Source organism: Streptomyces goshikiensis (genome assembly GCF_014650555.1).
GTDB classification, from domain to species: Bacteria; Actinomycetota; Actinomycetes; order Streptomycetales; family Streptomycetaceae; genus Streptomyces; species Streptomyces goshikiensis.
In genome coordinates, this window is record NZ_BMVE01000011.1 from 151,118 (window position 1) to 177,131 (window position 26,014).

Below are 26,014 nucleotides of genomic sequence, written 5' to 3' on the forward strand. Positions count from 1 at the left end.
TACCGCCTGCCGGAAAGGTAGCGCGTGCGGGCGTGGAGCTGCCCCGGGCGCAGCGGATACCGTTGGCCGGATGGGGACCGGCCGACTGACCGGCCGACGCGACCAGGAGGCGACTGTGCCTGAGCCAAGCACCGGGCCGAGCACCGGCACCACGGGAAGCGCCGCCCCGCGCTCCCTCGCCGAGGCACTGCGCGCCCGCGACGACGACTCGCTCGCCGCGCTGCTGCGCGCACGCCCGGACCTGCTGAACCCGGTGCCCGGCGACATCACCCAGCTCGCCACCCGCGCCGGCACCCGCGCCTCGGTGGTGCGGGCCCTGGACCGGCTCGACCGGTTCGCGCTCCAGAGCGCCGAGGCCCTCGCCGTCGCCCCGGACCCCTGCCCGTACCCGGTGCTGGAGTCGCTGCTGGCCGGCGAGCACGGCACCACCGGCGGCGCCGACAACGGCTCCCGCGCCGCGCTGCCGCGCGCCCTGGGCACCCTGCGCGAGCAGGCCCTCGTATGGGGCGACGACGAGCGGCTGCGGCTGGTGCGCACCGCCCGCGAGCTCCTCGCGCCGTCCGCCACGCGGCCCTCCCCGACCGGGCTCGGCCCGACCGTCGCCGAGGCCACCGCCGGGATGTCGCCGACCCGGATCCAGGAGATCGTGGCGGCCGCCGGGCTGCCCGGCACCCACGACCCGGTGTCCGCCGTGGCCGCGCTGACCGGCCTGTTCACCGACCCGGAGCGGATGGCGGCGCTGCTCGACGAGGCGCCGGCGGAGGCCCACCAGGTGCTCGGCCGGCTCGTGTGGGGCCCGCCCTACGGGGAGGTGACGCCCCAGCCGACCCCGCCGGTGCGCTGGCTGCGCGACCGGGGGCTGCTGCTCCCCGCCACGGCGCGGACCGTCGTACTGCCCCGCGAGGTGGCGCTGCACCTGCGCGGCGGGCTCGCGCACCGCGTCCCGGAGCCGGTGGCGCCGGCGGTGCCCGCGCACCGCGAGCACCGTCCACACCTTGTGGACGCGAACGCGGCCGGGCAGGCGCTGGCCGCGCTCGCCACCGTCGAGGAACTGGTGAAGTCCTGGGAGCACACGGGCCCGGCGGTGCTGCGGGCCGGCGGACTCTCCGTACGGGACCTCAAGCGGACCGCCGCCACCCTGGACGCCACCGAGGGCACGGCCGCGTTCTGGATCGAACTCGCCTACGCGGCGGGCCTGCTGGCCGGCGACGGCGAGGCCGACGAGCGGTACGCGCCCACCCCCGCCTTCGACGACTGGTGCGAACTCCCGCCCGCCGAGCGGTGGTCGGTGCTCGCCGCGGCCTGGCTGCCCGCCACCCGCACCGCGGGCCTGGTCGGCGAGCAGGACGCCAAGGCCCGTACGCTGTCGGTGCTGGGCCCGGACCTGGACCGCTCCGCCGCGCCCGAGGTGCGCCGCCGCGTCCTCGACCTCCTCGCCGAACTCCCCGAGGGCGGCTCCGCCGACCCGGCGGCCCTCCTCGCACGGCTCGCCTGGGAACGCCCGGTGCGCGGTACGAGCGACCTGCGGGCCCGCCTCGCGCACTGGGCGCTGACCGAGGCCGAGGTCCTCGGCGTCACCGGCCGGGGAGCGCTCTCCGCGCCCGGGCGGGCCCTGCTGGAGGGCCGCGACCCGGCGGCGCCGCTCGCGCCGCTGCTCCCCGAACCGGTGGACCACGTCCTGTTGCAGGCCGACCTGACGGCGGTGGCGCCGGGGCCGCTGCGCCGGCCGCTCGGCGACACCCTGGCGGTGCTCGCGGACGTCGAGTCCAAGGGCGGGGCGACGGTGTACCGCTTCACGCCCGGGTCGGTACGCCGGGCCCTGGACGCCGGGCACACCGCCTCCGACCTGCACGCCTTCCTCGCCGAGCACAGCCGCACCCCGGTGCCGCAGCCGCTGACGTACCTGATCGACGACGTCTCGCGGCGGCACGGGCACCTGCGGGTGGGCGCCGCCTCCTCGTACGTGCGCTGCGACGACGACGGCATGCTGAACGAGATCCTGGCCGACAAGCGCTCCGCGGGGCTCGGGCTGCGCCGCCTCGCCCCGACGGTGCTGGCCGCGCAGGCCGAACCCACCACCCTGCTCGACGGGTTGCGGGCGATGGGGTACGCGCCGGCCGCGGAGTCCCGTACCGGCGACGTCCTGGTGGCCCGGGCGGACGCCCGCCGGACCGCGCCGCGCTCGGCGCCCGAACCGGTGCCGGACGGCCCGCCGGTGGCCGACGCGACCCTGCTGGGCGCGGCCGTACGGGCCATCCGCGCGGGCGACCGGGCGGCGACGGCGGTGCGCAAGGAGCCGGCCGAGCCCTCGGCGCCGGCCCCGGCGGCGGGCGAACTCCCGCGCACCAGCGCGGCGGAGACCCTGGCGACGGTGCAGGCGGCCGCGCTGACCGGGTCGGCGGTGTGGATCGGGTACGTCAACGCGGACGGGGCGGCGAGCCAGCGGGTCATCGCGCCGGTACGGGTGGAGGGCGGCTTCGTCACCGGGTACGACCACACGGCGGACGAGGTGCGGACGTACGCGCTGCACCGCATCACGGGCGTGGCCGAGCTGGCGGAGGACCAGGTCTGAGCGGCCGTAATCCGCTGGCCGGCGCGGCGCCCCGCCGGGCACCCTGAACGGCATGCCCGAAACCCCGGACCCCGCGCCCGTACCCGTACCCGTACCGAACCGTGCCGTCCGGGCCGCCCACACCGCCCGGACGGTCACCGTCTACCAGGCGTACGCCCCGCACCTGGGGCTGCCGGCGGCGCGGGACGGCCGCTTCCCGCCCGCCTGGAAGCGGGAGCGGATGACATGGGTCAAGCCGTCGTTCCTGTGGATGATGTACCGCTGCGGCTGGGCCACCAAGGCCGACCAGGAGACGGTGCTGGCGGTCGAGATCACCCGCGAGGGCTTCGACCACGCGCTGCGCCGGGCCTGCCTGTCGCACTACGAGCCCGGCACCCACGCCGACCGGGCCTCCTGGCAGCGGGCCCTGCGCGGGGCGCCGGCGCGCGTGCAGTGGGACCCCGAGCGCGACCTGCACCTGAACCCGCTGCCCTACCGCTCGCTCCAGCTGGGACTGTCGGGTCCGGCCTCGCGCGCCTACGCCGACGAGTGGACGCTCTCCATCCGCGACGTGACCCCGCTGGCCCGGGAGATCCACGGCCTGCTGCGGGCCGGGAACACGGACGCGGCGCGCGCCCTGCTGCCCGGGGAAACCCCGTACCCGTCGCCGCCCCTGCCGCACCTGGGCGCGTAACCACCGGGAGCCCGTCACCGCAGGGCGGCCCGGCCTGGCCCGGGGCAGAATCTCCCCGCCCGCGGAGCGATACGGCAGACTGGAGGTTTGGCCGCCCGCGTCCGGGCGGTCACCCCACGCCGAAAGGGACGTGTGTGAACGGGCCCCTCATCGTCCAGAGCGACAAAACCCTCCTGCTGGAGGTCGACCACGAGCTCGCCGGAGCCGCGCGGCGCGCCATCGCGCCCTTCGCCGAGCTGGAGCGGGCGCCCGAGCACATCCACACCTACCGGATCACCCCGCTCGGTCTGTGGAACGCCCGGGCGGCCGGGCACGACGCCGAGCAGGTCGTCGACGCGCTCGTCGAGTTCTCCCGCTACCCCGTCCCGCACGCGCTGCTCGTCGACGTCGCCGAGACCATGGCCCGCTACGGCCGGCTCACCCTCTCCAAGCACCCCGTGCACGGGCTGGTCCTGACCAGCACCGACCGGCCGGTGCTGGAGGAGATCCTGCGGTCGAAGAAGGTCGCCCCGCTGGTCGGGGCCCGGCTCGACCCCGACACCGTCGCCGTGCACCCCTCCGAGCGGGGACAGATCAAGCAGACCCTGCTCAAGCTGGGCTGGCCGGCCGAGGACCTCGCCGGGTACGTGGACGGCGAGGCGCACCCCATCGAGCTCGTCGAGGACGGCTGGGCGCTGCGCCCGTACCAGCAGCAGGCCGTCGAGGGCTTCTGGCACGGCGGTTCGGGCGTGGTCGTCCTGCCCTGCGGCGCCGGCAAGACGCTGGTCGGCGCCGGCGCGATGGCGAAGGCCAAGGCGACGACGCTGATCCTGGTCACGAACACCGTCTCGGCCCGCCAGTGGAAGCACGAGCTGGTCAAGCGGACCTCGCTGACGGAGGAGGAGATCGGCGAGTACTCCGGCACCCGCAAGGAGATCCGGCCCGTCACGATCGCCACGTACCAGGTCCTGACGACGAAGCGGAAGGGCGTCTACCCGCACCTGGAGCTCTTCGACTCCCGGGACTGGGGCCTGATCCTCTACGACGAGGTGCACCTGCTGCCCGCGCCGGTGTTCAAGTTCACCGCCGACCTCCAGGCGCGCCGGCGGCTCGGCCTGACGGCGACGCTGGTCCGCGAGGACGGCCGCGAGTCGGACGTGTTCTCCCTCATCGGCCCGAAGCGGTTCGACGCTCCGTGGAAGGAGATCGAGGCGCAGGGCTACATCGCCCCCGCCGACTGCGTCGAGGTCCGCGTGAACCTCACGGAGAGCGAGCGACTGGCGTACGCGACCGCCGAGACGGAGGAGAAGTACCGGTTCTGCGCGACCACCGCCACCAAGCGGAAGGTCACCGAGGCGCTGGTGCGCAAGCACCAGGGCGAGCAGACCCTGGTCATCGGGCAGTACATCGACCAGCTCGACGAGCTCGGCGAGCACCTGGACGCGCCGGTCATCAAGGGCGAGACCTCCAACGCACAGCGGGAGAAGCTCTTCAACGCCTTCCGCGAGGGCGAGATCAGCGTGCTGGTCGTCTCGAAGGTCGCGAACTTCTCGATCGACCTGCCGGAGGCCACCGTCGCCATCCAGGTGTCGGGCACCTTCGGCTCGCGCCAGGAGGAGGCGCAGCGCCTCGGCCGCGTCCTGCGCCCGAAGGCCGACGGCCACGAGGCGCGGTTCTACTCGGTGGTCGCGCGCGACACCATCGACCAGGACTTCGCCGCGCACCGGCAGCGCTTCCTGGCCGAACAGGGCTACGCCTACCGGATCATGGACTCCGACGAGCTGCTGGCCGACGGCTGACCGGCGCCGGGGCCCGGGCGGCCGGCCCGGAACGGCCGGGCCGCACGGGCCGCCTGGGCCGCCTGGGCCGCCCGGGTCAGGACCGCGAGGAGCGGTACGGACCAGACCCAAAGGTGCGACCAGGGCCAGGCCGGCGGCAGGGCCCGGCCGGTCGCGGGCAGGTGGGCGGCCCAGAACTCGGCGGAGGCCTGCGGGAGCACGAGCAGGCCCAGCAGGGCGGTGCCGGTGAGGGCGGCGAGCGCCGTCAGCCCGGCCCGGGCCCGGCCGGTGAGCAGCAGGTACGGGACGAGGAGCGCCGGGGTCAGGGTGATCCCGGCGGCGGTGCCCAGAGCGAACCCCTTGCCGAGGGCGGAGCGGGGCCGGCCCAGGTCCCAGACGGCGAGGCAGGCCAGCGCCAGGTTGATCTGACCGGTCAGCGGGGTCTGGAACAGGGGCTCCAGCCACAGTCCGGCGGTGGTGGCGGCCAGGACGGGTCCCGGCCGGGCCCGCAGCCCCGCGAGGCGGCAGGACAGCAGGACGAGCAGCGCGAGCAGGCCGGCGCTGCCGAGGACGATGACGGCCTTGAGCACGGCCGCCGGCAGCCAGGCGGCCGGGGTGAACAGGATCGCCGCGAACGGCGGGTACGCGGTCGGCGGGTGCCACTCGGCGGCGCGCAGTCCGCGGACGAGGGCGTCGGCCACCGGAATGCGCAGGGCGACGCAGAGCACGCCCAGCAGGAGCAGCGGGCCGGTGACCAGCCGGCCGGAGAACAGCCCCGACGACAGCCCGGAGGGGGCGCCGGAACGCGCGCCGGGCAGGGCGCCGAAAGGGGGCGCCGGCGAGCGGTCGGGGGTGGGTCTGCGGGTCACGCGCGTGACCCTAGTGGATCACTGGCGGCGTACCGCCGGGTTCAGGCCACGGCTCGGCGCCGGCCCCTCGGAGCGGGGCGCGCGCGGGTGTCGCCGTACCGGCGGGCGGACCCCCGGATGGCCGAACCAGCAGGTCAGCGGCGTATGACTCCGGCTTCCTCGGCGTATTCGCCCATGACGACGACGCTGACTGCGGTGGCCACGAAGACCTTCGCGGCATGCAGCAGGCCACCGACGCGGTGCCGGGGCCGGTAGTCGGGTGAAGTGGCGGTGGCGCCGCTCGGGCGGCCGCCCCGGATCGGGGTGAAGGTTGCGGTGCTCATACATCCATGGTGCGTTTCCGCGCCGGATTTCACATCGCTCCGGGGGCTGAACCCGGGGCCGCGCGGTGTCCTCCTCACGGCCTATGACGTCCCCTAGTGGCTCTGCCGCAGGTCTGACACTCCCGGGTATGACCCGTACGGCGCTCTACCCCGCAGGTATTCGCCCGGGGAAGGAGCGGGCGGTAAAACCGTTCGCGCGGACCGGCCGCCCTGACTAGAATCTCCGCTCTTGCCGCCTCCCACCGCTCGCCGGGGAGTGCCGCCCGCCGGACGGAAACCGGCGGGCATCCGCCACGCAGACCAGCAGCTGGAGGCAGTCCCGTGCCCGCGCACGCCCCCGAGTCCGACACCACCACCGCCACCGGCACCGCTCCGTCCCCGGCCCCGGCCCCGGGCCTCCTCGACGCACCGGGCCCGCTGGCCCGCGAACGGTCGCACCTCACCGCCTCCCGCGCCGCGCTCCGCGCCATGCGCGAGGACGTCGAGGCGCTCGACATCCGCGACGTCACCGCGAACTGGGTCAACGCGATCGTCCTCCAGGCCCAGATCGACGACCGCATCAAGGCGCTGGCCGACCTGGCGCACACCCCGCTCTTCTTCGGCCGCCTGAACTACCTGCACGCCCCGGGCGCGGAACTGGCCGAGGGCGCCGAGGGCGAGCAGTTCTACATCGGCCGGCGCCACGTCCACGACGCCGACGGCGACCCGATGGTGATCGACTGGCGCGCGCCGGTCTCCCAGCCGTTCTACCGGGCCTCCAAGAACGACCCGCAGGACATCGCGCTGCGCCGCCGCTTCGGTTACACCGGCGGCGAGCTGACCGCGTACGAGGACGAGCACCTGTCCGACCCGGCCGAGGCCGCCGCCGTCAGCAAGCTGCTCCAGCAGGAGATCGAGCGCCCGCGCGTCGGCCCCATGCGGGACATCGTCGCGACGATCCAGCCCGAGCAGGACGAGATCGTCCGCTCCGGGCTGTCCGGCTCCGTCTGCGTCCAGGGCGGCCCCGGTACCGGCAAGACGGCGGTCGGCCTGCACCGCGTCGCGTACCTGCTGTACGCGCACCGCGACCGGCTCGCCCGCACCGGCACGCTCGTCATCGGGCCGAACCGTTCCTTCCTGCACTACATCGAGCAGGTGCTGCCGGCGCTGGGCGAGCTGGAGGTCAAGCAGGCCACCGTCGACGACCTCGTCGCCCGTGAGGGCCTGGAGGTACGCGGCGCCGACCGGGCCGAAACCGCCGTCATCAAGGGCGACGCCCGGATGGCGCAGGTGCTGCGGCGCGCGGTCCGCTCGCACGTCAGCCTGCCCGTCGAGCCGTTGATGGTGGTGCGCGGGTCGCGGCGGTGGCGGGTGCCGGCGTACGAGCTGGAGCAGATCGTCACGGAACTCCTCGACCGGGACATCCGCTACGGCGCCGCCCGCGACGCGCTGCCGCAGCGCATCGCGCACGCGGTGCTGGTGCGGATGGAGCAGGCGGGCGAGGCCCCGGACGACCGGGTCCAGGACGCGGTGGCGCGCAGCGCGGCCGTGAAGGCGGTGGTCAAGGCGGTGTGGCCGCTGGTGGAGCCGGCGAAGCTGGTGCTGCGGCTGCTGTCGGACCCGGAGTTCCTCGCGGAGCACGCGGACGGCGTCCTCTCGGAGGAGGAGCGGGGGCTCCTCCTGTGGCCCAAGCCATTCCGGAGCGTGAAGTCGGCGAAGTGGTCGGCGGCGGACCTGGTGCTGATCGACGAGGCGGCGGACCTGGTGGAGCGCACGCATTCGCTCGGCCACGTCGTGCTCGACGAGGCGCAGGACCTCTCGCCGATGCAGTACCGGGCGGTGGGGCGGCGCTGCACGACGGGCTCGGCGACGGTGCTGGGCGACCTCGCGCAGGGCACCACCCCGTGGGCCACCCGCAGCTGGGCCGAGGCCCTGACCCACCTGGGCAAGCCGGAGGCGGTGCTGGAGGAGCTGACGGCGGGCTTCCGCGTGCCGCGCGAGGTGATCGCGTACGCGTCGCGGCTGCTGCCGGCGATCTCCCCGGGGCTCGCCCCGGTCTCCTCCGTCCGCGAGACCCCGGGCTCGCTGATCGTCTCGCCGACCTCGGACCTGACGGCCTCGGTGATCGAGGCGTGCCGCGGCTCGCTCGGCCACGAGGGCTCGATCGGCCTGATCGCGGCGGACGCGCGGATCCCGGAGCTCGGGGAGGCGCTGGTGGCGGCGGGCCTGCCGTACCTGTCGCCGGGCGAGGAGACCACGGCGCAGTCGCGCCTGACGCTGGTCCCGGCCTCGCTGGCGAAGGGCCTGGAGTACGACTACGTCGTGCTGGACGAGCCCGCGGCCATCGTCTCGGGCGAACCGGACGAACGCACCGGTCTGCGCCGCCTCTACGTCTGCCTCACCCGGGCCGTCTCCGGCCTGACGGCCCTGCACGCGGCCCCGCTGCCGGCGGCCCTGGCCTGAGGGCCGCCGCCGCGGCGTGACGTGGCGTGGCGTGACTGACGGCGCGCCGTCGCGCCGTCAGTCGAGACAGAACTCGTTGCCCTCGACGTCCTGCATCAGGATGCAGGACTCGTTCTCCTCGTCGGCGAGCAGCGTGCGCACGTGCACGGCGCCGAGCGCGACCAGGCGTGCGCGTTCGGCGTCGAGCGTGGCCAGGCGCTCCTCGCCCACGAGGCCGGTGCCGGCCCGGACGTCGAGGTGCATCCGGTTCTTGGCGACCTTGCCCTCGGGGACGCGCTGGAAGTACATGCGCGGCCCCTCACCCGCCGGATCCATGCAGACGAACCACGCGTCCCGCCGCTCCGGCGGCAACGAGCCGTTGTAGTCGTCCCACGTGGCGAAGCCCTCCGGGGGCGGCGGCACGACGTACCCGAGCACCTCGCACCAGAAACGGGCGACGCGCTCGGGTTCCGCGCAGTCGAAGGTCACCTGGAACTTCTTGATCATTGACATCGGCGCACCATAACAGGGGGCCTGGCGCCCATCTACCGCTGAAACCGCGCGCGTTGGCGGGCACCCCGCGGGGCTGGCCCCCTCCCCGCCCGTCCCCGTTCCCCGGGCTCCGCCCGGACCCGCGCCTCAAACGCCGGCGAGGCTGAAACACCCGTCCCGTCCGGCGTCTGAGGCGCGGGCGGCGGGTCTAGGAGAGGGCCTCGCGCCAGGTGGCGACCGCCGTCGCGGAGACCGGGCCGGCCCACCCGGAGGGACGGGCCGCGCCGCCGATGTGGAACGCGTCGATGCCCGCCGCCCGCAGCTCGGGAAGGTGCGCCAGCGTCAGCCCTCCCCCGACCAGGATCCGAGGCCCGTACCCCGGCTCCCCGCGCCGCGCCGCCTCCGCGACCAGCACCGGCAGGCCGTCGGACACCCCCGCCGCCGCCCCGGCCGTCAGGTACGTGTCCAGCCCCGGCAGCTCCGCCAGCGCCTTGCGCAGCCCGTCCCGGTCGGCGGCCCGGTCGATCGCCCGGTGGAAGGTCCACCGGCAGCCGCCCAGCTCCGCGACGACCGCCCCGACCGCCGCCAGGTCGGGCGTGCCGTCGGGGTTCAGGAACCCGAGGACGAACTCCCGCGCGCCCTCCGCCCGCAGTGCCCGCGCCTCCTCGACGAGCGGGGCCACCGCCCCCGCCGCGAACCCGTCCGCCCCCCGGAGCATCACGCGCAGCGGGATGTCCACGGCCGCCCTGATCGCCGCGAAGGTCTCGCGCGCCGGGGTGAGCCCGTCGGCGGCCATGTCGGTGACCAGTTCAAGGCGGTCCGCCCCGCCGGCCTGGGCCGCGACCGCGTCCTCCACGTCGAGGGCGATCACCTCCAGGAGCGCACGGTTGCTCATTCGATCCCATCCTTAGGAAGACTGCTCGTACGAAATAGGTCTAGTCCAATATCAGGGTACGGGTCCACGGCCGCACACCACCAGCACAATGACCCCATGGACACCGACTCGCCCGACGCGCCCCGCCACGACACCGCGCCGCTCCTCGCCCGCTGGCACGCCACCGCCGCCGCCGCGGGCGCCGACCGGGACCCCGCGCCCTACGCCGACCGGCTCCTCGCCGCCTGGGCCGAGCCCCAGCGGCGCTACCACACCACCGCGCACCTGGCCGATGTGCTCGCGCGGATCGACGTACTCGCCGGCCACGCCGAGGACCCCGCCGCCGTCGAGCTCGCCGCCTGGTTCCACGACGCCGTCTACCGCCCCGACCGCTCCGAGAACGAGGAGCGCAGCGCCGCCCTCGCCGAGCGCGCCCTGCCCGAACTCGGCATCGGCCCCGCCCGTACCGCCGAGGTCGCGCGGCTGGTCCGGCTCACCGTCAGCCACGACCCCGCCCCCGGCGACACCAACGGGGAGGTCCTCTGCGACGCCGACCTCGCCGTGCTCGCCGGCGACCCGGCCGCCTACGCCGGCTACGCCGCCGCCGTCCGCGCCGAGTACGCGTTCGTGCCCGAGGACGCCTTCCGCGCCGGCCGCGCGGCCGTGCTGCGCCAGCTGCTGGAGCTGCCCCGGCTGTACCGCACCCCGTACGGCGCGGAGCACTGGGAGGGCCCGGCGCGCCACAACCTCGCCACCGAGCTCGCGCTGCTCGCGTAGCGGCGCCGACCGCGCGGGCGCAACACTCCTGACACATTCGTCCGGGAATGCGATCACCTTCGGCGGGGTTGGTGAAGGACATGCCCTCAGCCGCCGAAGCACGTTCCCGCGCCCGCGTCCGCACCCGTATGCCCGTCGCCGTCTACGTCCTCGGCCTGTCGGTGTTCGCCCTCGGCACCAGCGAGTTCATGCTCTCCGGGCTGCTGCCGCCCATCGCCGAGGACATGGGCGTCACCATTCCGCAGGCGGGCCTGCTGATATCCGCCTTCGCCATCGGCATGGTCATCGGTGCCCCGCTGCTGGCCGTGGCCACCCTGAGGCTCCCGCGCCGCACCACCCTCGTCTCCCTCATCAGCCTCTTCGGCCTCGGGCAGATCGCGGGCGCGCTGGCCCCCTCGTACGAGCTGCTCTTCGCCTCCCGCGTGGTCTCCGCGCTCGCCTGCGCCGGTTTCTGGGCGGTCGGCGCGGCCGTCGCGATCGCCATGGTCCCCGTCGACGCCCGGGCCCGCGCGATGGCCGTCATGATCGGCGGGCTGTCCATCGCCAACGTCCTCGGCGTCCCCGCCGGCGCCTTCCTCGGCGAGCACCTCGGCTGGCGCTCCGCGTTCTGGTCGGTCGGCGCGGCCTCCGCGGTCGCCCTCGTCGGCATCCTGACGCTGATCCCGAGGATCCCGCTCCCCGCCGAGAAGCCGTCGCTGGGACGGGAGCTGCGCATTTACCGCGACCGGCAGGTCTGGCTGGCCATCGGCATCACCGCGCTGGCCGCCGGCGGCGTGTTCTGCGCCTTCAGCTACCTCTCGCCGCTGCTCACGGACGTGGCCGGGCTGGAGTCCGGCTGGGTGCCGTGGATCCTCGGCCTCTTCGGGATCGGCGCGCTGGCCGGCACCACCGTCGGCGGCCGGGTCGCGGACGCGCACCTGTTCGGCGTCATGCTGTGGGGCATCACGGCGTCGACGGTGTTCCTGGCCGCGCTGGCCCTGCTGGCGTCGGCCGCGGCCGCGGCGATCGGGCTCTCGTTCCTGATCGGCTTCTCGGCGTTCTTCACGGCGCCCGCGCTCAACGCCCGCATGTTCAACGTGGCGGGCGCCGCCCCGACCCTGGCCGGCGCCACCACCACGGCGGCCTTCAACCTGGGCAACACCGGCGGCCCCTGGCTCGGCGGCGCCGTCATCGACGCGGGCCGCGGCTTCGCCGCCACCGCCTGGGCGGGCGCGGCCATGACGGTCACCGCCATCGCCCTCGCGGCCCTCGCCCTGCGCCTGGACCGCCGTACGCCGCAGGGCCCGGCCCGCGTGGTCGCCTCGGGCGGCGCCGCCGTCACCCCGGCCGCAGCGCCCGCCCGCGCCTGACGGCGGGCCCGGTCGCCGCCCCCGACCCGGCTTCCTACGATGGGAAGGTCCGCCCGGGGATCCGGGAACCGCTCGGGGACGCGCGCCAGAGGTGATCCTTCATGGGCCGGTACCGCACGCCCACCGCGCTGGCGGCCGCCTCGCTGCTGCTGACCGCGCTGTGCGCGGGCCAGGCCCCCGCCGCCGCCCCGCCGGGCCGCGTCGACATCGACCCGGTGGTCGCCGGGCAGCTCGACGACGCGATCACCGCGGCCATGCGCCGGGCCGCCATCCCCGGTGTGGGCGTCGGCCTGTGGATCGACGGCGACGACTCCTACGTGCGCTCCTTCGGCACCTCCGACAAGGCCACCGGCGTCCCCTTCAAGACCGACATGCACACCCGCATCGGCAGCGTCACCAAGACCTTCGCCATCACCGCCGTCCTCCAGCTCGTCGACGACGGGAAGGTACGGCTCGACGCGCCGGTCTCCACGTACCTCGACGGCGTGCCCGGCGGCGAGAGGATCACCGTCCGCCAGCTCGCCGACATGCGCAGCGGCCTCTACAACTACACCGAGGACCCGCGCTGGCTGGCCACGTTCAAGGCCGACCCGCACCGCGCGTGGACCCCGCGGGAGCTGCTGGCCATCGCCTTCCGGCACCACGCCGACTTCCCGCCGGGCGCGCGCTGGGAGTACTCGAACACCAACACCGTCCTGCTCGGCGTACTCGTCGAGAAGATCAGCGGACAGCCCCTGCACACCTACCTGAAGCAGCACGTCTTCGAGCCGGCCGGCCTGGCCGCGACCTCGCTGCCGACCGGCGCGGAGATCGCCTCCCCGTTCGTGCACGGCTACACGAACTTCACCCCGGACGGCGCGACCGTCGACGCCTCCACCTGGAACCCGTCCTGGGGCTGGGCGGCCGGCGCGGTGACCTCCACCATGGACGACCTGCGCTCCTGGGTCCCGACCCTGGTCAGCGGGCGGCTGCCGGACGGCGAGCGGCTGCTGGAGCCGGCCACCCAGGCCCAGCGGCTGCGCGTGCTGCCGACCGGCTACCCCGACGTGCGCTACGGGCTCGGCATCGCCGACATCGACGGCTGGGTCGGCCACAACGGGGAACTGCCCGGCTACGAGACCATCGCCGTCCGGCTCCCGCAGGCCCGCGCCACGCTGGTGATCGTGGTGAACTCCGACGTCGACGGCAAGTTCGGCAGCCTGAGCGGCCTCATCGCCAACGCGGTCACCAAGATCGTGACCCCGGAGCACGTCTGGGCGCTCCCGGCGGCGGCCCAGCCCAGCGCCGTCCCGGAGCCGTCGACCCCGGCCACGGCGCCCAAGCCGAACTCCTAGGCCGGGCTCCCAGGCCGGGCTCCTAGGCCGGGCGCCCCTTCGGCCGCCGCAGGCCGGCCGCCGTGAGGCGGCGGACCAGTTCCTTGCTGCCGATCTCGACCGCGCCCGCCGCCACCGCGCCCGCGTAGCGCTGCTCCGGCACGTCGTAGTGGTCCCGCTCGAACGCACGCGGCGGACAGCCGATGCCCGCCGCGAAGGCGTGCAGCTCCTCGTACGACACGTCGCTGACCAGGTGCGACCACATACGGCCGTGGCCCGGCCAGGTCGGCGGGTCGATGTACACCGTCACCGGCGGCTCACCGGCCGCCACCGGCGCCGAAGACCGCCGCGAGACCGCCCACCGGGGCGACCTTGACCACGGTCTTCGCGCACACCCAGTGCGGATCGGGGCCCAGCTCGGGCTCCACGTCCAGCGCGTGCGGGTCGCCCTGCGAGCAGACCGGGCACAGCGGCCAGCGCCCGTACTTCTCCAGCAGCGCGTCCTGCACGTCCTGGGCGACGAGTCCGGCGAGGTAGTCGACCCCCTCCGGCCACTGCTCCACCCACCACCGGCGGTGCGTGACCGAGTCCTCGACGAGGGAGACGACATCGGCTTCGGCGACCTCGCCCGCGACGAGATCGGCGAGTACAAGGGCACGGGCGGCGTGCAGCGCCTGCTCCAGAGGGGTCGCGTGGTCCATGGGGACATTGTGAACCCGCCGCGGCCCAGAGTCGAAGGCCTGCCCGCCGCCGCCCGCCGTCCCGCCCGCCGTCCCGCCCGAAAAGCGGGTTTTCGGATGATGCGCGCACGCGCGCGACGGCGGGCATCGGCGCGTCCTCCCCCGTACACCGGGACCCCGCGCGGAAACTGCTGCGCACCGGGCTCACCGCCCCGTCCCGCGCCGAACCGTCAGGAGCCGCCGCCCATGACCGCGTCGTACGCCGAACTCCGCGCCCAGCTGGACACCCTGACCACCGAGGCCTTCCGCCCCGAGCTGGCGGACATCGACCGGATGACCACCCTCGACATCGCCCGCGTCATGAACGCCGAGGACGCCACCGTCGCGGCCGCCGTCGCGGAGCGGCTGGAGGAGATCGCCGCCGCCATCGACGGGATCGCCCCGCGGATGGCACGCGGCGGGCGGCTGGTCTACGCCGGCGCCGGTACCGCCGGGCGCCTCGGCGTGCTCGACGCCAGCGAGTGCCCGCCCACCTTCAACACCGGCCCCGGCCAGGTCATCGGCCTGATCGCGGGCGGCCCCACCGCCATGGTCAAGGCCGTCGAAGGCGCCGAGGACTCCAAGGAGCTGGCCGCCGAGGACCTGACCGCCCTGGCTCTGACCGAGGCCGACACCGTGGTCGGCGTCTCCGCCTCCGGCCGCACCCCGTACGCGATCGGCGCCGTCGAGTTCGCCCGTACCCGCGGCGCCCTCACCGTCGGGCTGTCCTGCAACGCCGGGTCCGCGCTCGCGGCGGCCGCCGAGCACGGCATCGAGGTGGTGACCGGCCCCGAGCTGCTGACCGGGTCCACCCGCCTGAAGGCCGGTACCGCCCAGAAGCTGGTGCTGAACCTGATCTCGACCCTCACGATGATCCGGCTCGGGAAGACGTACGGGAACCTCATGGTCGACGTACGCGCCTCCAACGAGAAGCTGCGCGCCCGCTCCCGCCGCATCGTCGCGCTGGCGACCGGGGCGTCCGACGCGGAGACCGAGGCCGCGCTCACCGCGACCGGCGGCGAGGTCAAGAACGCCATCCTCGTCGTCCTCGGCGGAGTCGACGGCCCCACCGCGGCCGCGCTCCTGACCGCCTCGGGCGGCCACCTGCGCGCAGCCCTCGCGCGGAGCACCGGCGGCAGCGGCAGCTGACACCGCGGCCGCCGGCCCACGGCACCGACGACCCCGACGCCCCCGACCACCGACGACCGACCCCGAGGCGAAAGACCACGATGTCCCCTGACACGCACCGCGCCACCGCCGCCGCGATCCTCCCGCTGGTCGGCGGCCCGGACAACATCACCTCCGTCGCCCACTGCATGACCCGCCTGCGCATCGGCCTGCGCGATCGCGCGCTGGTCCAGGACGAGTCGCTCAAGGCCCTCCCGGCCGTCCTGGGCGTCGTGGACGACTACACGTACCAGATCGTGCTCGGCCCGGGCGCCGTCGCCCGCGTCACCCCCGAGTTCGAGGCGCTGGTGGAGGAAGGCAGGGCCGGGGAACCACGGGCCGCCGAGCCCCCGCGCCCCGTCACCGCCGCCGGGCTCGCCGACCGGGGCGCGGCGCTGCGAGAGGCCCGGAAGGCCCGCAACGCCACCCCGCTCAAGCTGTTCCTGCGCCGCGTCGCGAACATCTTCGTCCCGCTGATCCCGGCGCTGATCGGCTGCGGCATCATCGCGGGCCTGGCCGGCGTACTGACCAACCTGGGCTGGCTGCCCACCCTGGTCCCCGCGCTCGCCGCCATCGCCTCGGGGTTCATGTCCCTCATCGCCGTCTTCGTCGGCTACAACACCGCCAAGGAGTTCGGCGGCACCGCGATCCTGGGCGGGGCGGTCGCCGCGATCATCGTCTTCCCGGGCGTCGCGAAGATCGAAGCCTTCGGCGAGCACCTCTCCCCCGGCCAGGGCGGCGTCCTCGGCGCGCTGGCGGCCGCCTACCTCGCGGTCCGCGTGGAGCGGCTGTGCCGCCGGTGGGTCCCCGAGGCGCTGGACGCCCTGGTCACCCCGACCCTCACCGTCCTGGTCGCCGGCCTGGCCACCCTCTTCGGCCTGATGTTCCTCGCCGGCGAGGTCTCCGCCGCCATCGGCGCCTTCGCCACCTGGCTCCTCGCCCACGGGGGCGCCTTCGCCGGTCTGGTCCTGGGCGGCCTGTTCCTCCCGCTGGTGATGCTGGGCCTGCACCAGGCCCTGATCCCCATCCACACCACCCTGATCGAGCAGAACGGGTACACCGTCCTGCTCCCCATCCTCGCCATGGCGGGCGCGGGCCAGGTCGGCGCCGCCATCGCCGTCTACGTCCGGCTGCCGCGCAACCGCTCGATCCGTACGACGATCAGGTCCGCCCTCCCGGCCGGCTTCCTCGGCGTGGGCGAACCGCTGATCTACGGCGTCTCGCTGCCGCTGGGCCGCCCCTTCGTCACCGCCTGCGTGGGCGGCGCGGCGGGCGGGGCGTTCGTGGGCCTGTTCAACCAGCTGGGGGTGGCCTTCGGCTCGACCGCCATCGGCCCGTCGGGCTGGGCCCTGTTCCCGCTGCTGCACGGCGGCTCGGGGATGGGCCCCACCCTCGCGATCTACGGGGGCGGGCTGGCCGTCGGCTACCTGGTGGGGTTCCTCGCCACGTACTTCTTCGGCTTCACCCGGCAGATGCTCGCCGACCTCGACACCGACCCGGACCCGGAGCCCACCTCCACCACCGAACCCGCCAAGCAGCCCGCACTGACCTGACTCAGACCCTAGGGCCTGTCTTCCGGATCATGCCGGGCTCGCGGGGTCTGGCACGCACGCTCGCCGCGTTGTCGTCGGTCGCCAACGCTCCGCGTTGGCTCCCTCCTCCGCCTTGCGATCGCACGCACCAGACCCCGCTCCCTGATCCGGCCCGATCCGAAAGACAGGCCCTAGCCGCGCGCGGCCTCGATGAACGCCCGGATCAGCTCGGGCGACTTCACCCCGCGCGCGCGTTCCACCCCGCTCGACACGTCGACGCCCCACGCCCCGGTCATCTCGACGGCCCGCCGCACGTTGTCCGGGCCCAGCCCGCCCGCCAGCAGCCAGCGGCCGCCCGGCGCGGTGAACTCCGCCGCCGCCCAGTTCCACGGCTTGCCCGAGCCCGGGTCCGGGGCGTCGATCAGCAGCAGGTCCTCCCCGTACTCCCCGCACCGCTCGACGTGCCGGGCGGTGGCCCGCAGCAGCGTCCGGCCCCCGGCGCGCAGCGCCTCGTAGTGCTCGGGCCCCTCGTCCCCGTGCAGCTGCACGCCGCGTACGCCGCTCTCCTCGGTCAGGCGCCGCACCTCGGCCACCGGCTGGCCGCGGAACACCCCGACGGTGAGCACCCCGGCCGGCACCCGCGCGGCCAGCTCCCGCGCGACGGCGGCGTCGACGGTGCGCGGGCTCCCCGCGGCGAACACGAACCCGACGGCATCCGCCCCGGCGGCCACCGCGGCATCGACGTCCGGCCCGGTCTTCAGCCCACAGATCTTGATGAACACGCCCGCCCCGTCCGTCACCTCAGCCATACCAGCAGTCAACCACCCCCCGCGCCCCGCGCAAGGTCCCGTCCCGGGAACGCCCGAGGGCGGCACCCCCGTGGGGGTGCCGCCCTCGTTCGAGAACAGCCGATCAACCAGAGGTCGATCAGAAGTCCATGTCACCGCCCGGCATGCCGCCGCCGGCAGCGGCGCCGGCCTTCTCGGGCTTGTCGGCGATGACGGCCTCGGTCGTCAGGAACAGCGCGGCGATGGACGCGGCGTTCTGCAGAGCGGAGCGCGTGACCTTCGCCGGGTCGATGATGCCCTCGGCGATCATGTCGACGTACTCGCCGGTCGCGGCGTTCAGGCCCCAGCCGACGGTCAGGTTGCGGACCTTCTCCACGACGACGCCACCCTCGAGACCACCGTTGACGGCGATCTGCTTGAGCGGGGCCTCCAGCGCGAGCTTGACGGCGTTGGCGCCGGTCGCCTCGTCACCGGTGAGCTCAAGCTTCTCGAAGACCGCGGAGGCCTGGAGCAGGGCCACGCCACCACCGGCGACGATGCCCTCCTCGACGGCCGCCTTCGCGTTGCGAACGGCGTCCTCGATGCGGTGCTTGCGCTCCTTGAGCTCGACCTCGGTCGCGGCACCGGCCTTGATGACGGCCACGCCGCCGGCCAGCTTCGCGAGGCGCTCCTGGAGCTTCTCGCGGTCGTAGTCCGAGTCGGAGTTCTCGATCTCGGCGCGGATCTGGTTGACGCGACCCTGGACCTGGTCGCTGTCGCCGGAGCCGTCGACGATCGTGGTCTCGTCCTTGGTGATGACGACCTTGCGGGCGCGGCCGAGCAGGTCGAGACCGGCGTTCTCCAGCTTGAGGCCGACCTCCTCGGAGATGACCGTGCCGCCCGTGAGGATGGCGATGTCACCGAGCATGGCCTTGCGGCGGTCGCCGAAGCCCGGGGCCTTGACGGCGACCGAGCGGAAGGTGCCGCGGATCTTGTTGACGACCAGGGTCGACAGGGCCTCGCCCTCGACGTCCTCGGCGATGATCAGCAGCGGCTTGCCGGACTGCATGACCTTCTCCAGCAGCGGAAGGAGGTCCTTCACGTTGCTGACCTTGGAGTTGACGATCAGGATGTACGGGTCGTCGAGCGACGCCTCCATACGCTCCATGTCGGTGGCGAAGTACGCCGAGATGTAGCCCTTGTCGAAGCGCATGCCCTCGGTGAGCTCAAGCTCCAGACCGAAGGTCTGGGACTCCTCGACGGTGATGACGCCTTCCTTGCCGACCTTGTCCATGGCCTCGGCGATGAGCTCGCCGATCTGGGTGTCAGCGGCGGAGATGGAGGCCGTCGAAGCGATCTGCTCCTTGGTCTCGACATCCTTCGCCTGCTCCAGCAGGGCGCCGGAGACGGCCTCGACGGCCTTCTCGATGCCGCGCTTGAGGGCCATCGGGTTGGCGCCGGCCGCCACGTTGCGCAGGCCCTCGCGGACGAGCGCCTGGGCGAGAACGGTGGCGGTGGTCGTACCGTCGCCGGCGACGTCGTCCGTCTTCTTGGCGACTTCCTTGACCAGCTCGGCGCCGATCTTCTCGTACGGGTCCTCGAGCTCGATCTCCTTGGCGATGGAGACACCATCGTTGGTGATCGTGGGGGCGCCCCACTTCTTCTCAAGGACGACGTTGCGACCCTTGGGGCCAAGGGTGACCTTGACGGCGTCGGCGAGCTGGTTCATCCCACGCTCGAGGCCGCGCCGGGCCTCCTCGTCGAACGCAATGATCTTGGCCATCTGAAGTGGTCCTCCAGGACTGGGGTTCCCCCTACGCCGCCAGGCGTGAGGGGAGGCTTGGATTGCTCCGGACCGCGCCCGCGCCCGCGACGGACGGCCTGCGTGCCCGGCGGTTCCTTCCCGCCGGACCCTGCGGGCCTCACCGGCCCGGTCCTCGTCTTAGTAGCACTCTCACCAGGAGAGTGCTAACGCCAATGATTAGCACTCGACCCCTCCGAGTGCAAGCGGCTTGAGGCAATGCCCAACCACCGGGACGGCCCGGGGCCCAGCACCGGCACGGCATCGGCGTGCATCGGCGCGGCGCCGGCGCGGCGCCGGGCAGACGCACGAGGGGCCCACCTCCCGTGTCCGGGAGGTGGGCCCCTCGTATGCAAGTGCGTCGGTGGTCGATCGCTCTCGGACTAGCCGGCGGCGAGCTTGACCATGTCCGCCTGCGGACCCTTCTGGCCCTGCGAGATCTCGAACTCGACCCGCTGACCCTCTTCAAGGGTGCGGTATCCGTCCATCTGGATGGCGCTGTAGTGGACGAACACATCCGCACCACCGTCGACCGCGATGAAGCCGTAGCCCTTCTCCGCGTTGAACCACTTGACGGTGCCCTGAGCCATGCCTAACTCCCCTATTACTGGCCCTTGCGCAGGACCGCACTTCGCGGACCCGGGTCAGAACTTGCGCCGGAACGCCTCGACCGGGGCTGAATGTATCCGCACCGCTGCTGTCTGCAACAGGTCAATCCGACGAGAATTCCGGCCAGGGATAAAGATTGAAATAGAGTGAAAATCTGGCATCTTCCCGGGCAAGTCGGGCCCGGCAAATCTCGCCAATGCCCCATACCGCGCCCGCATATTGACTGAATGTCAACCCTCACGCGACCCGTTCATATGCGGCGGGCAAGAACAGCGGAGGGGACTTCCCCAACTCTACCGCGCCCAACCAAGCAGAATTGCCCCCTCCGCTTATTAGCGGAGGGGGCAATTTCGTTTACGCGTGCCACCTGGAGAAGTGGCGGGGAAGCCGTGAAGGGTCAGCAGCCGCCCGCGACGGCGGGGATGATCGAGACGCCCGCGCCGTCCGGCGTGACCGCCTCCAGCCCGCCCTCGAAGCGCACGTCGTCGTCGTTGACGTAGACGTTCACGAAGCGGCGCAGCTTGCCCTGGTCGTCCAGGACGCGGGCGGCGATGCCCGGGTGGTTCTGCTCCAGCGACGCGATGACCTCGGCCAGGGTGGCGCCCTCGGCGGCGACCTCGGCCAGGCCGCCGGTGTAGGTGCGCAGGATGGTGGGGATGCGGACGTTGACGCTCATGGCGCTACTGCCTTTCCGGGTGCGGGAGGACGGGGATCAGGCCAGGCCGGCGGCGCGGAACGCGTCCAGGCTCGGGCGGATGGTGGCGCTCTGCCCGCTGTCCGCGGCCACCGCCTCCAGGGTCTTGAGGCCGTCACCGGTGTTCAGGACCACGGTGGTCAGCGCCGGGTCGAGCTGCCCGTTCTCGATGAGCTTCTTCGTCACGCCGACGGTCACGCCGCCCGCGGTCTCGGCGAAGATGCCCTCGGTCTGCGCGAGCAGCTTGATGGCCTCGACGACCTGCTCGTCGTTCACGTCCTCGACGTAGCCTCCGGTGCGGCGGGCGATGTCCAGGACGTACGGGCCGTCCGCCGGGTTGCCGATGGCCAGCGACTTGGCGATGGTGTCCGGCTTCTGCGGGCGGACCACGTCGAGGCCGGCCTTGAAGGCGGTGGAGACCGGGGAGCAGCCCTCGGCCTGGGCGCCGAAGATCTTGTACGGCTTGTCCTCGACGAGCCCCAGCCTGATCAGCTCCTGGAGACCCTTGTCGATCTTCGTGAGCTGCGAGCCGGAGGCGATCGGGATGACGATCTGGTCGGGCAGCCGCCAGCCGAGCTGCTCGCAGATCTCGTACGCGAGGGTCTTGGAGCCCTCGCCGTAGTACGGGCGCAGGTTGACGTTGACGAAGCCCCAGCCCTCGCCCAGCGGGTCGCCGATGAGCTCGGAGCAGAAGCGGTTGACGTCGTCGTAGTTGCCCTCGATGCCGACGAGGTCGCCGCCGTAGACACCGGCCATGACGACCTTGCCCTGCTCCAGGTCGTGCGGGATGAACACGCAGGAGCGGAAGCCGGCGCGGGCGGCCGCGGCGCCGACGGCGCCGGCCAGGTTGCCGGTGGAGGAGCAGGACAGGGTGGTGAAGCCGAAGGCGCGGGCCGCCTCGACGGCGATGGCGACGACGCGGTCCTTGAAGGAGTGCGTCGGGTTGCCGGAGTCGTCCTTGACGTAGAGCTCGCCGGTGACGCCCAGCTCCTTGGCCAGGTTCCGGGCGTCCACGAGCTTGGTGAAGCCGGGGTTCAGGCTGGGCTTGGAGGCGACGTCCGCCGGGACGGGCAGCAGCGGCGCGTAGCGCCAGATGTTGTCGGGGCCGGCCTCGATCGCGGCCCGCAGGGCCTCGGGGTCGCCGGTCGGGAGGTCGTAGGCCACTTCGAGCGGCCCGAAGCACTCCACGCAGGCGAAGATGGGACCGAGTTCGAAGCGGGTACCGCACTCGCGACAGGAAAGGCCGGTGGCGGGTCCGAGATCGACAGAGGTGGCGACAGTCTGTGCAGCCATGATGGCGAGGCCCTTTCTCCTCATCTTCCCCATGGCGCACTTCGCCATGAGACGGAATTGGCACCTTCCCTAGCCGGGGACCTCGCTGGTGTCGCCGTGCGGGCGATCGCGAGAACCGACTGGAGGGTTGCCGGGGCTTCAACGGGCCGTGTCCCTCTGCCCCTCTGGATGAGCGGTATGGCACCGGCGCGCGCTCCATGGCGCGTCCGGGCGTTTGTGCGCGGGGACCCCGGCATGCGGTGGTCCTTCGCGTTGTTCAAGACTGTAACCGAAGGTGCGGATGGTTGAGACAGCCGTCCGAACCGCGAGATGGATCACTTTTCGGACGAAACCACGGATGAACCAGGGAGTGCAGAACGTGCTGGAAGAGGTGGAGCGCTGGCTGGCCGACCGCTCCTGGTCCGCAGCCGACCGACCGCTCGACCAGCTGCTGGAGCGGAAACGGGCGGCCGGGACCACGGTCAGCGTGGTGCTGCCCGCGCTCGACGAGGAGGCCACGGTCGGGGAGATCGTGTCGGTGATCCGGCGCGATCTGATCGACGGGCTGCCGCATCCGCTGGTGGACGAGCTGGTGGTGGTCGACTCCGGTTCCACGGACCGGACGGCGGAGGTGGCGGCCAAGGCGGGCGCCCGCGTGGTGCACCGCGACGAGATCCTGCCGCGGCTGCCGGCGCTGCCCGGCAAGGGCGAGGTGCTGTGGCGCTCGCTGCTGGCGACCAGGGGGGACATCGTCTGCTTCGTCGACGCCGATCTGCGGGACTTCTCGTCCGCCTTCGTCTCCGGGATCGTCGGCCCGCTGCTGACCGACCCGGGCGTGGAGTTCGTCAAGGCGATGTACGACCGCCCGCTCGGGAACGCCCCGGGCCAGGGCGGGCGGGTCACGGAGCTGGTGGCGCGGCCCCTGCTGAACCTGCACTGGCCGCAGCTGGCCGGGTTCGTGCAGCCCCTGGGCGGTGAGTACGCCGTCCGGCGGTCCCTCCTGGAGCGGCTGCCGTTCCCCGTCGGGTACGGGGTGGAGCTGGGCCTGCTGGTGGACGCGCTGCACACGGTCGGGCTGGAGGCGCTGGCCCAGGTGGACGTGGGCGTACGGCTGCACCGCCACCAGGACGGCCAGGCGCTGGGCCGGATGGCCGCCGCGATCTACCGGACGGCGCTGGTACGGCTGTCGCGCGGGCACCACGTACGCCCGGAGCTGACGCAGTTCGAGCGGGGTCCGCAGGGCTTCGTACCGCGGACGTACCCGGTGGACACGGAGGAGCGGCCGCCGATGGCGGGCATCGAGGAGTACGCGGTCCGCCGCGTGGCGTGAGCGGGAACTCACGTTTGAGCAGGGGCGGCCGGGGCTAGGTTGGCCGCATGGCCTCTTCGGTACTCGTCGCCGCGAACCGCGGCCCCCTCTCGTACGCCCTCGCCGCCGACGGCGCCCTCACGGCCCGGCGCGGCGGGGGCGGTCTCGTCTCCGGTCTCTCCGCGGCGCTGGCGAAACAGCCGGACGCGGTGTGGATCTGCGCGGCGCTCTCGGAGGCCGACCGGGAGGCGGTCCGCCGGGGCGTGTCCGAACCCGGCGTCCGGATGCTGGACATCGACGAGACGGTGTACGACGACGCGTACAACGGCATCGCGAACTCGGTGCTGTGGTTCACGCACCACCACCTGTACGACATCCCGACGGCGCCCGTCTTCGACGCGGAGTTCCGGCGCCGCTGGGACTCCTACGTGGCCTACAACCACGCGTTCGCACGGGCCCTGGCCGAGGAGGCCGCCGAGGGCGCGGCGGTGCTGGTGCAGGACTACCACCTGGCCCTGGTGCCCGGCGCCCTGCGCGAGCTGCGCCCGGACCTGCGGATCAGCCACTTCACGCACACCCCGTGGGCCTCGCCGGACTTCCTGGACATGCTGCCGGGCGACGTCCGGCGGCAGCTGATGCGGGGGATGCTCGGGGCGGACGTGGCGGGGTTCCACACCCGGGCGTGGGCGGACGGCTTCCTGGCCTGCGCGCAGCCGCAGGGCCCCGGGAGCACGGAGGTGGCCGTGTTCCCGCTCGGCGTGGACGGGGACGACCTGCGGGAGCTGGCGCACCGGCCGGAGGTCGAGGACCGGCTGGCGGAGCTGCGGGCGGAGGTCGGGGACCGCAAGGCGATCGTCCGGGTGGACCGGACGGAGCTGTCGAAGAACATCGTGCGCGGGCTGCTGGCGTACCGGGAGCTGCTGACCGTCCACCCCGAGTGGCGGGGCCGGGTGGTGCACCTGGCGTCGGCGTACCCCTCCCGGCAGGACCTGGCGGTGTACCGCGCCTACACGGAGGCGGTCGCGGAGCTGGCGGAGCGGATCAACGCGGAGTTCGGGACGCAGGACTGGCAGCCGGTGCTGGTGTCGGTGAAGGACGACTTCGCGCGCTCCCTGGCGGCGTACCGGATGGCGGACGTGGCGCTGGTGAACCCGGTGCGGGACGGCATGAACCTGGTGGCGAAGGAGATCCCGGTCGTCTCGGACGGCGGCTGCGCGCTGGTGCTGTCCACCGGGGCGGGGGCGTACGGGGAGCTGCGCGAGGACGCGCTGACGGTGAACCCCTTCGACGTGACGGAGACGGCGCGGGCCCTGCACACGGCCCTGTCGATGCCGGTGGCGGAGCGGGCGGAGCGCACCGGGCGCCTGGCCGCGGCGGCGACGGCCCTCCCCCCGTCGGCCTGGTTCGAGGCCCAGCTCACCGCGCTGCGCGGCGGGTGAGCGGGGCCGGGCTCAGCCCTTGAGGGTGGCGGCCAGGTCGGCCAGGTAGGAGGCGACGGCGGCCGGGCCGGGCAGCACCAGGTCGGCGCGGGCGGCGAGCTCGGGGACCTCCGCCGAGCCGCTGCAGACCAGCAGCCCCGGCAGGCCGTCCGTACGGAGCTTCTCGACGGCGGCGTAGGCGGCCAGGTCCCCGAGGTCGTCGCCGGCGTACAGCACCGCCTCGGCGCCCGTCTCGGCGAGGTATTCGGTGAGGGCGACGCCCTTGTCCATGCCGGGCGGCCGCAGCTCCAGCACCGCGCGGCCCGGCTCCACCATCAGCCCGTGCCGCGCCGCCAGCTCCGCCAGCGGCTCCCGCAGCGCGGCGAACGCGGCGTCCGGGTCGGCGGCGCGCCGGGTGTGGACGGCCAGCGCCCGGCCCTTCTCCTCGATCCAGGTGCCGCGCCAGGCGCCGATCCCGTCGAGGAACCCCGGCAGCTCGGCGCGTACGGCGGCGACCCCGGGGTGCTCGGCCGGCGCGTGCACGATCCCGCTGACCGCGTCCCACCGCTCGGCCCCGTAGTGGCCGAGGACCACCAGGTGCTCCAGCCCCGGCACGCCCGCGAACCCTCCGTAGCGCACCGCGACCCCGGCGGGCCGGCCGGTGATCACCGCGACGGACGCCACCTCGGGCGCGAGCGCGGACAGGGCCGGCACGGCCGCGGCGTGGGCCCGCGCCTGGTCCGGGTCGGGCACGATGTCGGCGAGGGTGCCGTCGAAGTCGAGGGCGACGACGGACCGGCGGGGCACTCTGAGCAGGGCTTCGAGCCCCTCGCGCCCGGCGGCGGTGACGGGCATCGGCAGGCTGTGCGGATGGCTCCCCATACGGACGACCCTAACGGCCCAGCGGGGCAACGGCTACGGCGCGCGACGAACCGGGGAACCCGGCGGAGCCCCGCGGCCCGGCGCAGCCCGGGGACCCGGCGGCCGGCGAAGCCCGGGTCACGGGCGCGGGCCCGGCGAAGCCCGGGGGCGAGGGCGCAGCCCGGCGCTAGCGCCTCGCGCGCTGCGCCTCGCGGATCCGGCGCAGGCGGTTGACCGTCCCCGGCGCGTGGGCCAGCGCCCGGGGGTCGTCCATCAGCGCGTTGAGCAGCTGGTAGTACCGGACCGGGGCCATGCCCAGCCCTTCCCGTATGGCCCGTTCCTTCGCGCCGGGGCCCGGCCAGGTGCGTCCCTCGTACGCGAGCACCGCGGCCTCCGTGGCCGTCAGCCGCCCCTCGTCCGTCATACGGCCAGGTTAACGCCGCCC

The 26,014-nt window shown here is 73.8% G+C and carries 24 protein-coding genes and 1 riboswitch; of the genes, 11 read left to right on the forward strand and 13 right to left on the reverse strand.

Annotated elements, in window-relative coordinates; translation table 11 throughout:
* Positions 1 to 70 precede the first annotated feature (70 nt).
* The 3 genes from IE248_RS27305 to IE248_RS27315 all read left to right on the forward strand — a co-directional run bounded on the left by IE248_RS27305 (position 71) and on the right by IE248_RS27315 (position 5,023).
* Positions 71 to 2,572 (forward strand): helicase C-terminal domain-containing protein, encoded by a 2,502-nt coding sequence (locus tag IE248_RS27305; protein ID WP_190032010.1) that lies wholly within the window; start codon positions 71 to 73, stop codon positions 2,570 to 2,572.
* A 52-nt stretch (positions 2,573 to 2,624) separates the two neighbouring features.
* Positions 2,625 to 3,245 carry a DUF4291 domain-containing protein gene (locus IE248_RS27310; RefSeq protein ID WP_190032011.1) on the forward strand — a complete coding sequence of 207 codons (621 nt, stop codon included), beginning with the start codon at positions 2,625 to 2,627 and terminating at the stop codon, positions 3,243 to 3,245.
* A 134-nt stretch (positions 3,246 to 3,379) separates the two neighbouring features.
* Positions 3,380 to 5,023: a DNA repair helicase XPB gene (locus IE248_RS27315; RefSeq protein ID WP_008743810.1), complete on the forward strand. Its 1,644-nt coding sequence runs from the start codon at positions 3,380 to 3,382 to the stop codon at positions 5,021 to 5,023.
* On the opposite strand, the gene IE248_RS27320 is transcribed toward IE248_RS27315, so the two are convergent.
* Both IE248_RS27320 and IE248_RS27325 read right to left on the reverse strand, forming a co-directional pair.
* On the reverse strand, positions 4,981 to 5,871 hold the full coding sequence (locus IE248_RS27320) for a glycosyltransferase family 87 protein (protein ID WP_190032012.1): 891 nt from the start codon (positions 5,869 to 5,871) through the stop codon (positions 4,981 to 4,983). The two genes, IE248_RS27315 and IE248_RS27320, sit on opposite strands and share 43 nt — an antisense overlap.
* A gap of 134 nt (positions 5,872 to 6,005) precedes the next feature.
* Positions 6,006 to 6,194: a hypothetical protein gene (locus IE248_RS27325; RefSeq protein WP_100582856.1), complete on the reverse strand. Its 189-nt coding sequence runs from the start codon at positions 6,192 to 6,194 to the stop codon at positions 6,006 to 6,008.
* 321 nt (positions 6,195 to 6,515) lie between these two features.
* On the opposite strand from IE248_RS27325, the gene IE248_RS27330 reads away from it, so the two are divergent.
* Positions 6,516 to 8,636: a HelD family protein gene (locus IE248_RS27330; protein ID WP_373301632.1), complete on the forward strand. Its 2,121-nt coding sequence runs from the start codon at positions 6,516 to 6,518 to the stop codon at positions 8,634 to 8,636.
* A 57-nt stretch (positions 8,637 to 8,693) separates the two neighbouring features.
* Here the strand turns inward: IE248_RS27330 and IE248_RS27335 are convergent, their stop codons facing one another.
* Entirely contained in the window at positions 8,694 to 9,128 is a 435-nt protein-coding gene (locus IE248_RS27335) for a VOC family protein (RefSeq protein ID WP_037795365.1), read from the reverse strand.
* 187 nt (positions 9,129 to 9,315) lie between these two features.
* Entirely contained in the window at positions 9,316 to 10,002 is a 687-nt protein-coding gene (locus IE248_RS27340) for a copper homeostasis protein CutC (protein WP_008743817.1), read from the reverse strand.
* 96 nt (positions 10,003 to 10,098) lie between these two features.
* On the opposite strand from IE248_RS27340, the gene IE248_RS27345 reads away from it, so the two are divergent.
* The 3 genes from IE248_RS27345 (at position 10,099) to IE248_RS27355 (ending at position 13,441) form a co-directional block, all read left to right on the forward strand.
* Complete coding sequence (locus IE248_RS27345; RefSeq protein ID WP_037795366.1) at positions 10,099 to 10,758, forward strand: HD domain-containing protein; 660 nt, start codon at positions 10,099 to 10,101, stop codon at positions 10,756 to 10,758.
* 128 nt (positions 10,759 to 10,886) lie between these two features.
* Positions 10,887 to 12,107: a Cmx/CmrA family chloramphenicol efflux MFS transporter gene (locus IE248_RS27350; RefSeq protein ID WP_037799698.1), complete on the forward strand. Its 1,221-nt coding sequence runs from the start codon at positions 10,887 to 10,889 to the stop codon at positions 12,105 to 12,107.
* A gap of 101 nt (positions 12,108 to 12,208) precedes the next feature.
* Complete coding sequence (locus IE248_RS27355) at positions 12,209 to 13,441, forward strand: serine hydrolase domain-containing protein (RefSeq protein WP_073799624.1); 1,233 nt, start codon at positions 12,209 to 12,211, stop codon at positions 13,439 to 13,441.
* 22 nt (positions 13,442 to 13,463) lie between these two features.
* Here IE248_RS27355 and IE248_RS27360 read toward each other — a convergent pair whose 3' ends face one another.
* Together IE248_RS27360 and IE248_RS27365 are read right to left on the reverse strand one after the other, a co-directional pair.
* On the reverse strand, positions 13,464 to 13,730 hold the full coding sequence (locus tag IE248_RS27360) for a DUF4031 domain-containing protein (RefSeq protein WP_037795369.1): 267 nt from the start codon (positions 13,728 to 13,730) through the stop codon (positions 13,464 to 13,466).
* 7 nt (positions 13,731 to 13,737) lie between these two features.
* Positions 13,738 to 14,121, reverse strand: a complete 384-nt coding sequence (locus IE248_RS27365) for a DUF8819 family protein (RefSeq protein ID WP_073799625.1) — start codon at positions 14,119 to 14,121, stop codon at positions 13,738 to 13,740.
* Positions 14,122 to 14,346: 225 nt separating this feature from the next.
* Between IE248_RS27365 and murQ the strand changes: the two genes are divergently transcribed.
* Positions 14,347 to 15,288 carry an N-acetylmuramic acid 6-phosphate etherase gene (gene murQ / locus IE248_RS27370; RefSeq protein WP_190032013.1) on the forward strand — a complete coding sequence of 314 codons (942 nt, stop codon included), beginning with the start codon at positions 14,347 to 14,349 and terminating at the stop codon, positions 15,286 to 15,288.
* An 80-nt stretch (positions 15,289 to 15,368) separates the two neighbouring features.
* Complete coding sequence (locus IE248_RS27375; protein ID WP_190032014.1) at positions 15,369 to 16,859, forward strand: PTS transporter subunit EIIC; 1,491 nt, start codon at positions 15,369 to 15,371, stop codon at positions 16,857 to 16,859.
* A 170-nt stretch (positions 16,860 to 17,029) separates the two neighbouring features.
* On the opposite strand, the gene IE248_RS27380 is transcribed toward IE248_RS27375, so the two are convergent.
* The 5 genes from IE248_RS27380 to thrC form a co-directional block, all read right to left on the reverse strand.
* On the reverse strand, positions 17,030 to 17,647 hold the full coding sequence (locus IE248_RS27380; protein ID WP_190032015.1) for a phosphoribosylanthranilate isomerase: 618 nt from the start codon (positions 17,645 to 17,647) through the stop codon (positions 17,030 to 17,032).
* Between the two features lie 118 nt (positions 17,648 to 17,765).
* Positions 17,766 to 19,388, reverse strand: coding sequence for a chaperonin GroEL (gene groL / locus IE248_RS27385; RefSeq protein WP_008743605.1), 1,623 nt, complete (start codon positions 19,386 to 19,388; stop codon positions 17,766 to 17,768).
* Between the two features lie 401 nt (positions 19,389 to 19,789).
* On the reverse strand, positions 19,790 to 19,996 hold the full coding sequence (locus IE248_RS27390; protein WP_008743607.1) for a cold-shock protein: 207 nt from the start codon (positions 19,994 to 19,996) through the stop codon (positions 19,790 to 19,792).
* A 416-nt stretch (positions 19,997 to 20,412) separates the two neighbouring features.
* Complete coding sequence (locus tag IE248_RS27395; RefSeq protein ID WP_008743608.1) at positions 20,413 to 20,691, reverse strand: MoaD/ThiS family protein; 279 nt, start codon at positions 20,689 to 20,691, stop codon at positions 20,413 to 20,415.
* Positions 20,692 to 20,727: 36 nt separating this feature from the next.
* A complete protein-coding gene (gene thrC / locus IE248_RS27400; RefSeq protein WP_100582851.1) occupies positions 20,728 to 22,002 on the reverse strand; it encodes a threonine synthase in 1,275 nt (424 codons plus the stop codon).
* A 17-nt stretch (positions 22,003 to 22,019) separates the two neighbouring features.
* Positions 22,020 to 22,177, reverse strand: a riboswitch (SAM riboswitch).
* A 183-nt stretch (positions 22,178 to 22,360) separates the two neighbouring features.
* Between thrC and IE248_RS27405 the strand changes: the two genes are divergently transcribed.
* Entirely contained in the window at positions 22,361 to 23,311 is a 951-nt protein-coding gene (locus IE248_RS27405; protein WP_100582926.1) for a glucosyl-3-phosphoglycerate synthase, read from the forward strand.
* 47 nt (positions 23,312 to 23,358) lie between these two features.
* Positions 23,359 to 24,729 carry an alpha,alpha-trehalose-phosphate synthase (UDP-forming) gene (locus IE248_RS27410; RefSeq protein WP_073799630.1) on the forward strand — a complete coding sequence of 457 codons (1,371 nt, stop codon included), beginning with the start codon at positions 23,359 to 23,361 and terminating at the stop codon, positions 24,727 to 24,729.
* 12 nt (positions 24,730 to 24,741) lie between these two features.
* On the opposite strand, the gene otsB is transcribed toward IE248_RS27410, so the two are convergent.
* A complete protein-coding gene (gene otsB, locus IE248_RS27415) occupies positions 24,742 to 25,590 on the reverse strand; it encodes a trehalose-phosphatase (protein WP_037795216.1) in 849 nt (282 codons plus the stop codon).
* A 166-nt stretch (positions 25,591 to 25,756) separates the two neighbouring features.
* Complete coding sequence (locus tag IE248_RS27420; protein WP_008743614.1) at positions 25,757 to 25,993, reverse strand: DUF3263 domain-containing protein; 237 nt, start codon at positions 25,991 to 25,993, stop codon at positions 25,757 to 25,759.
* Positions 25,994 to 26,014: the final 21 nt, after the last annotated feature.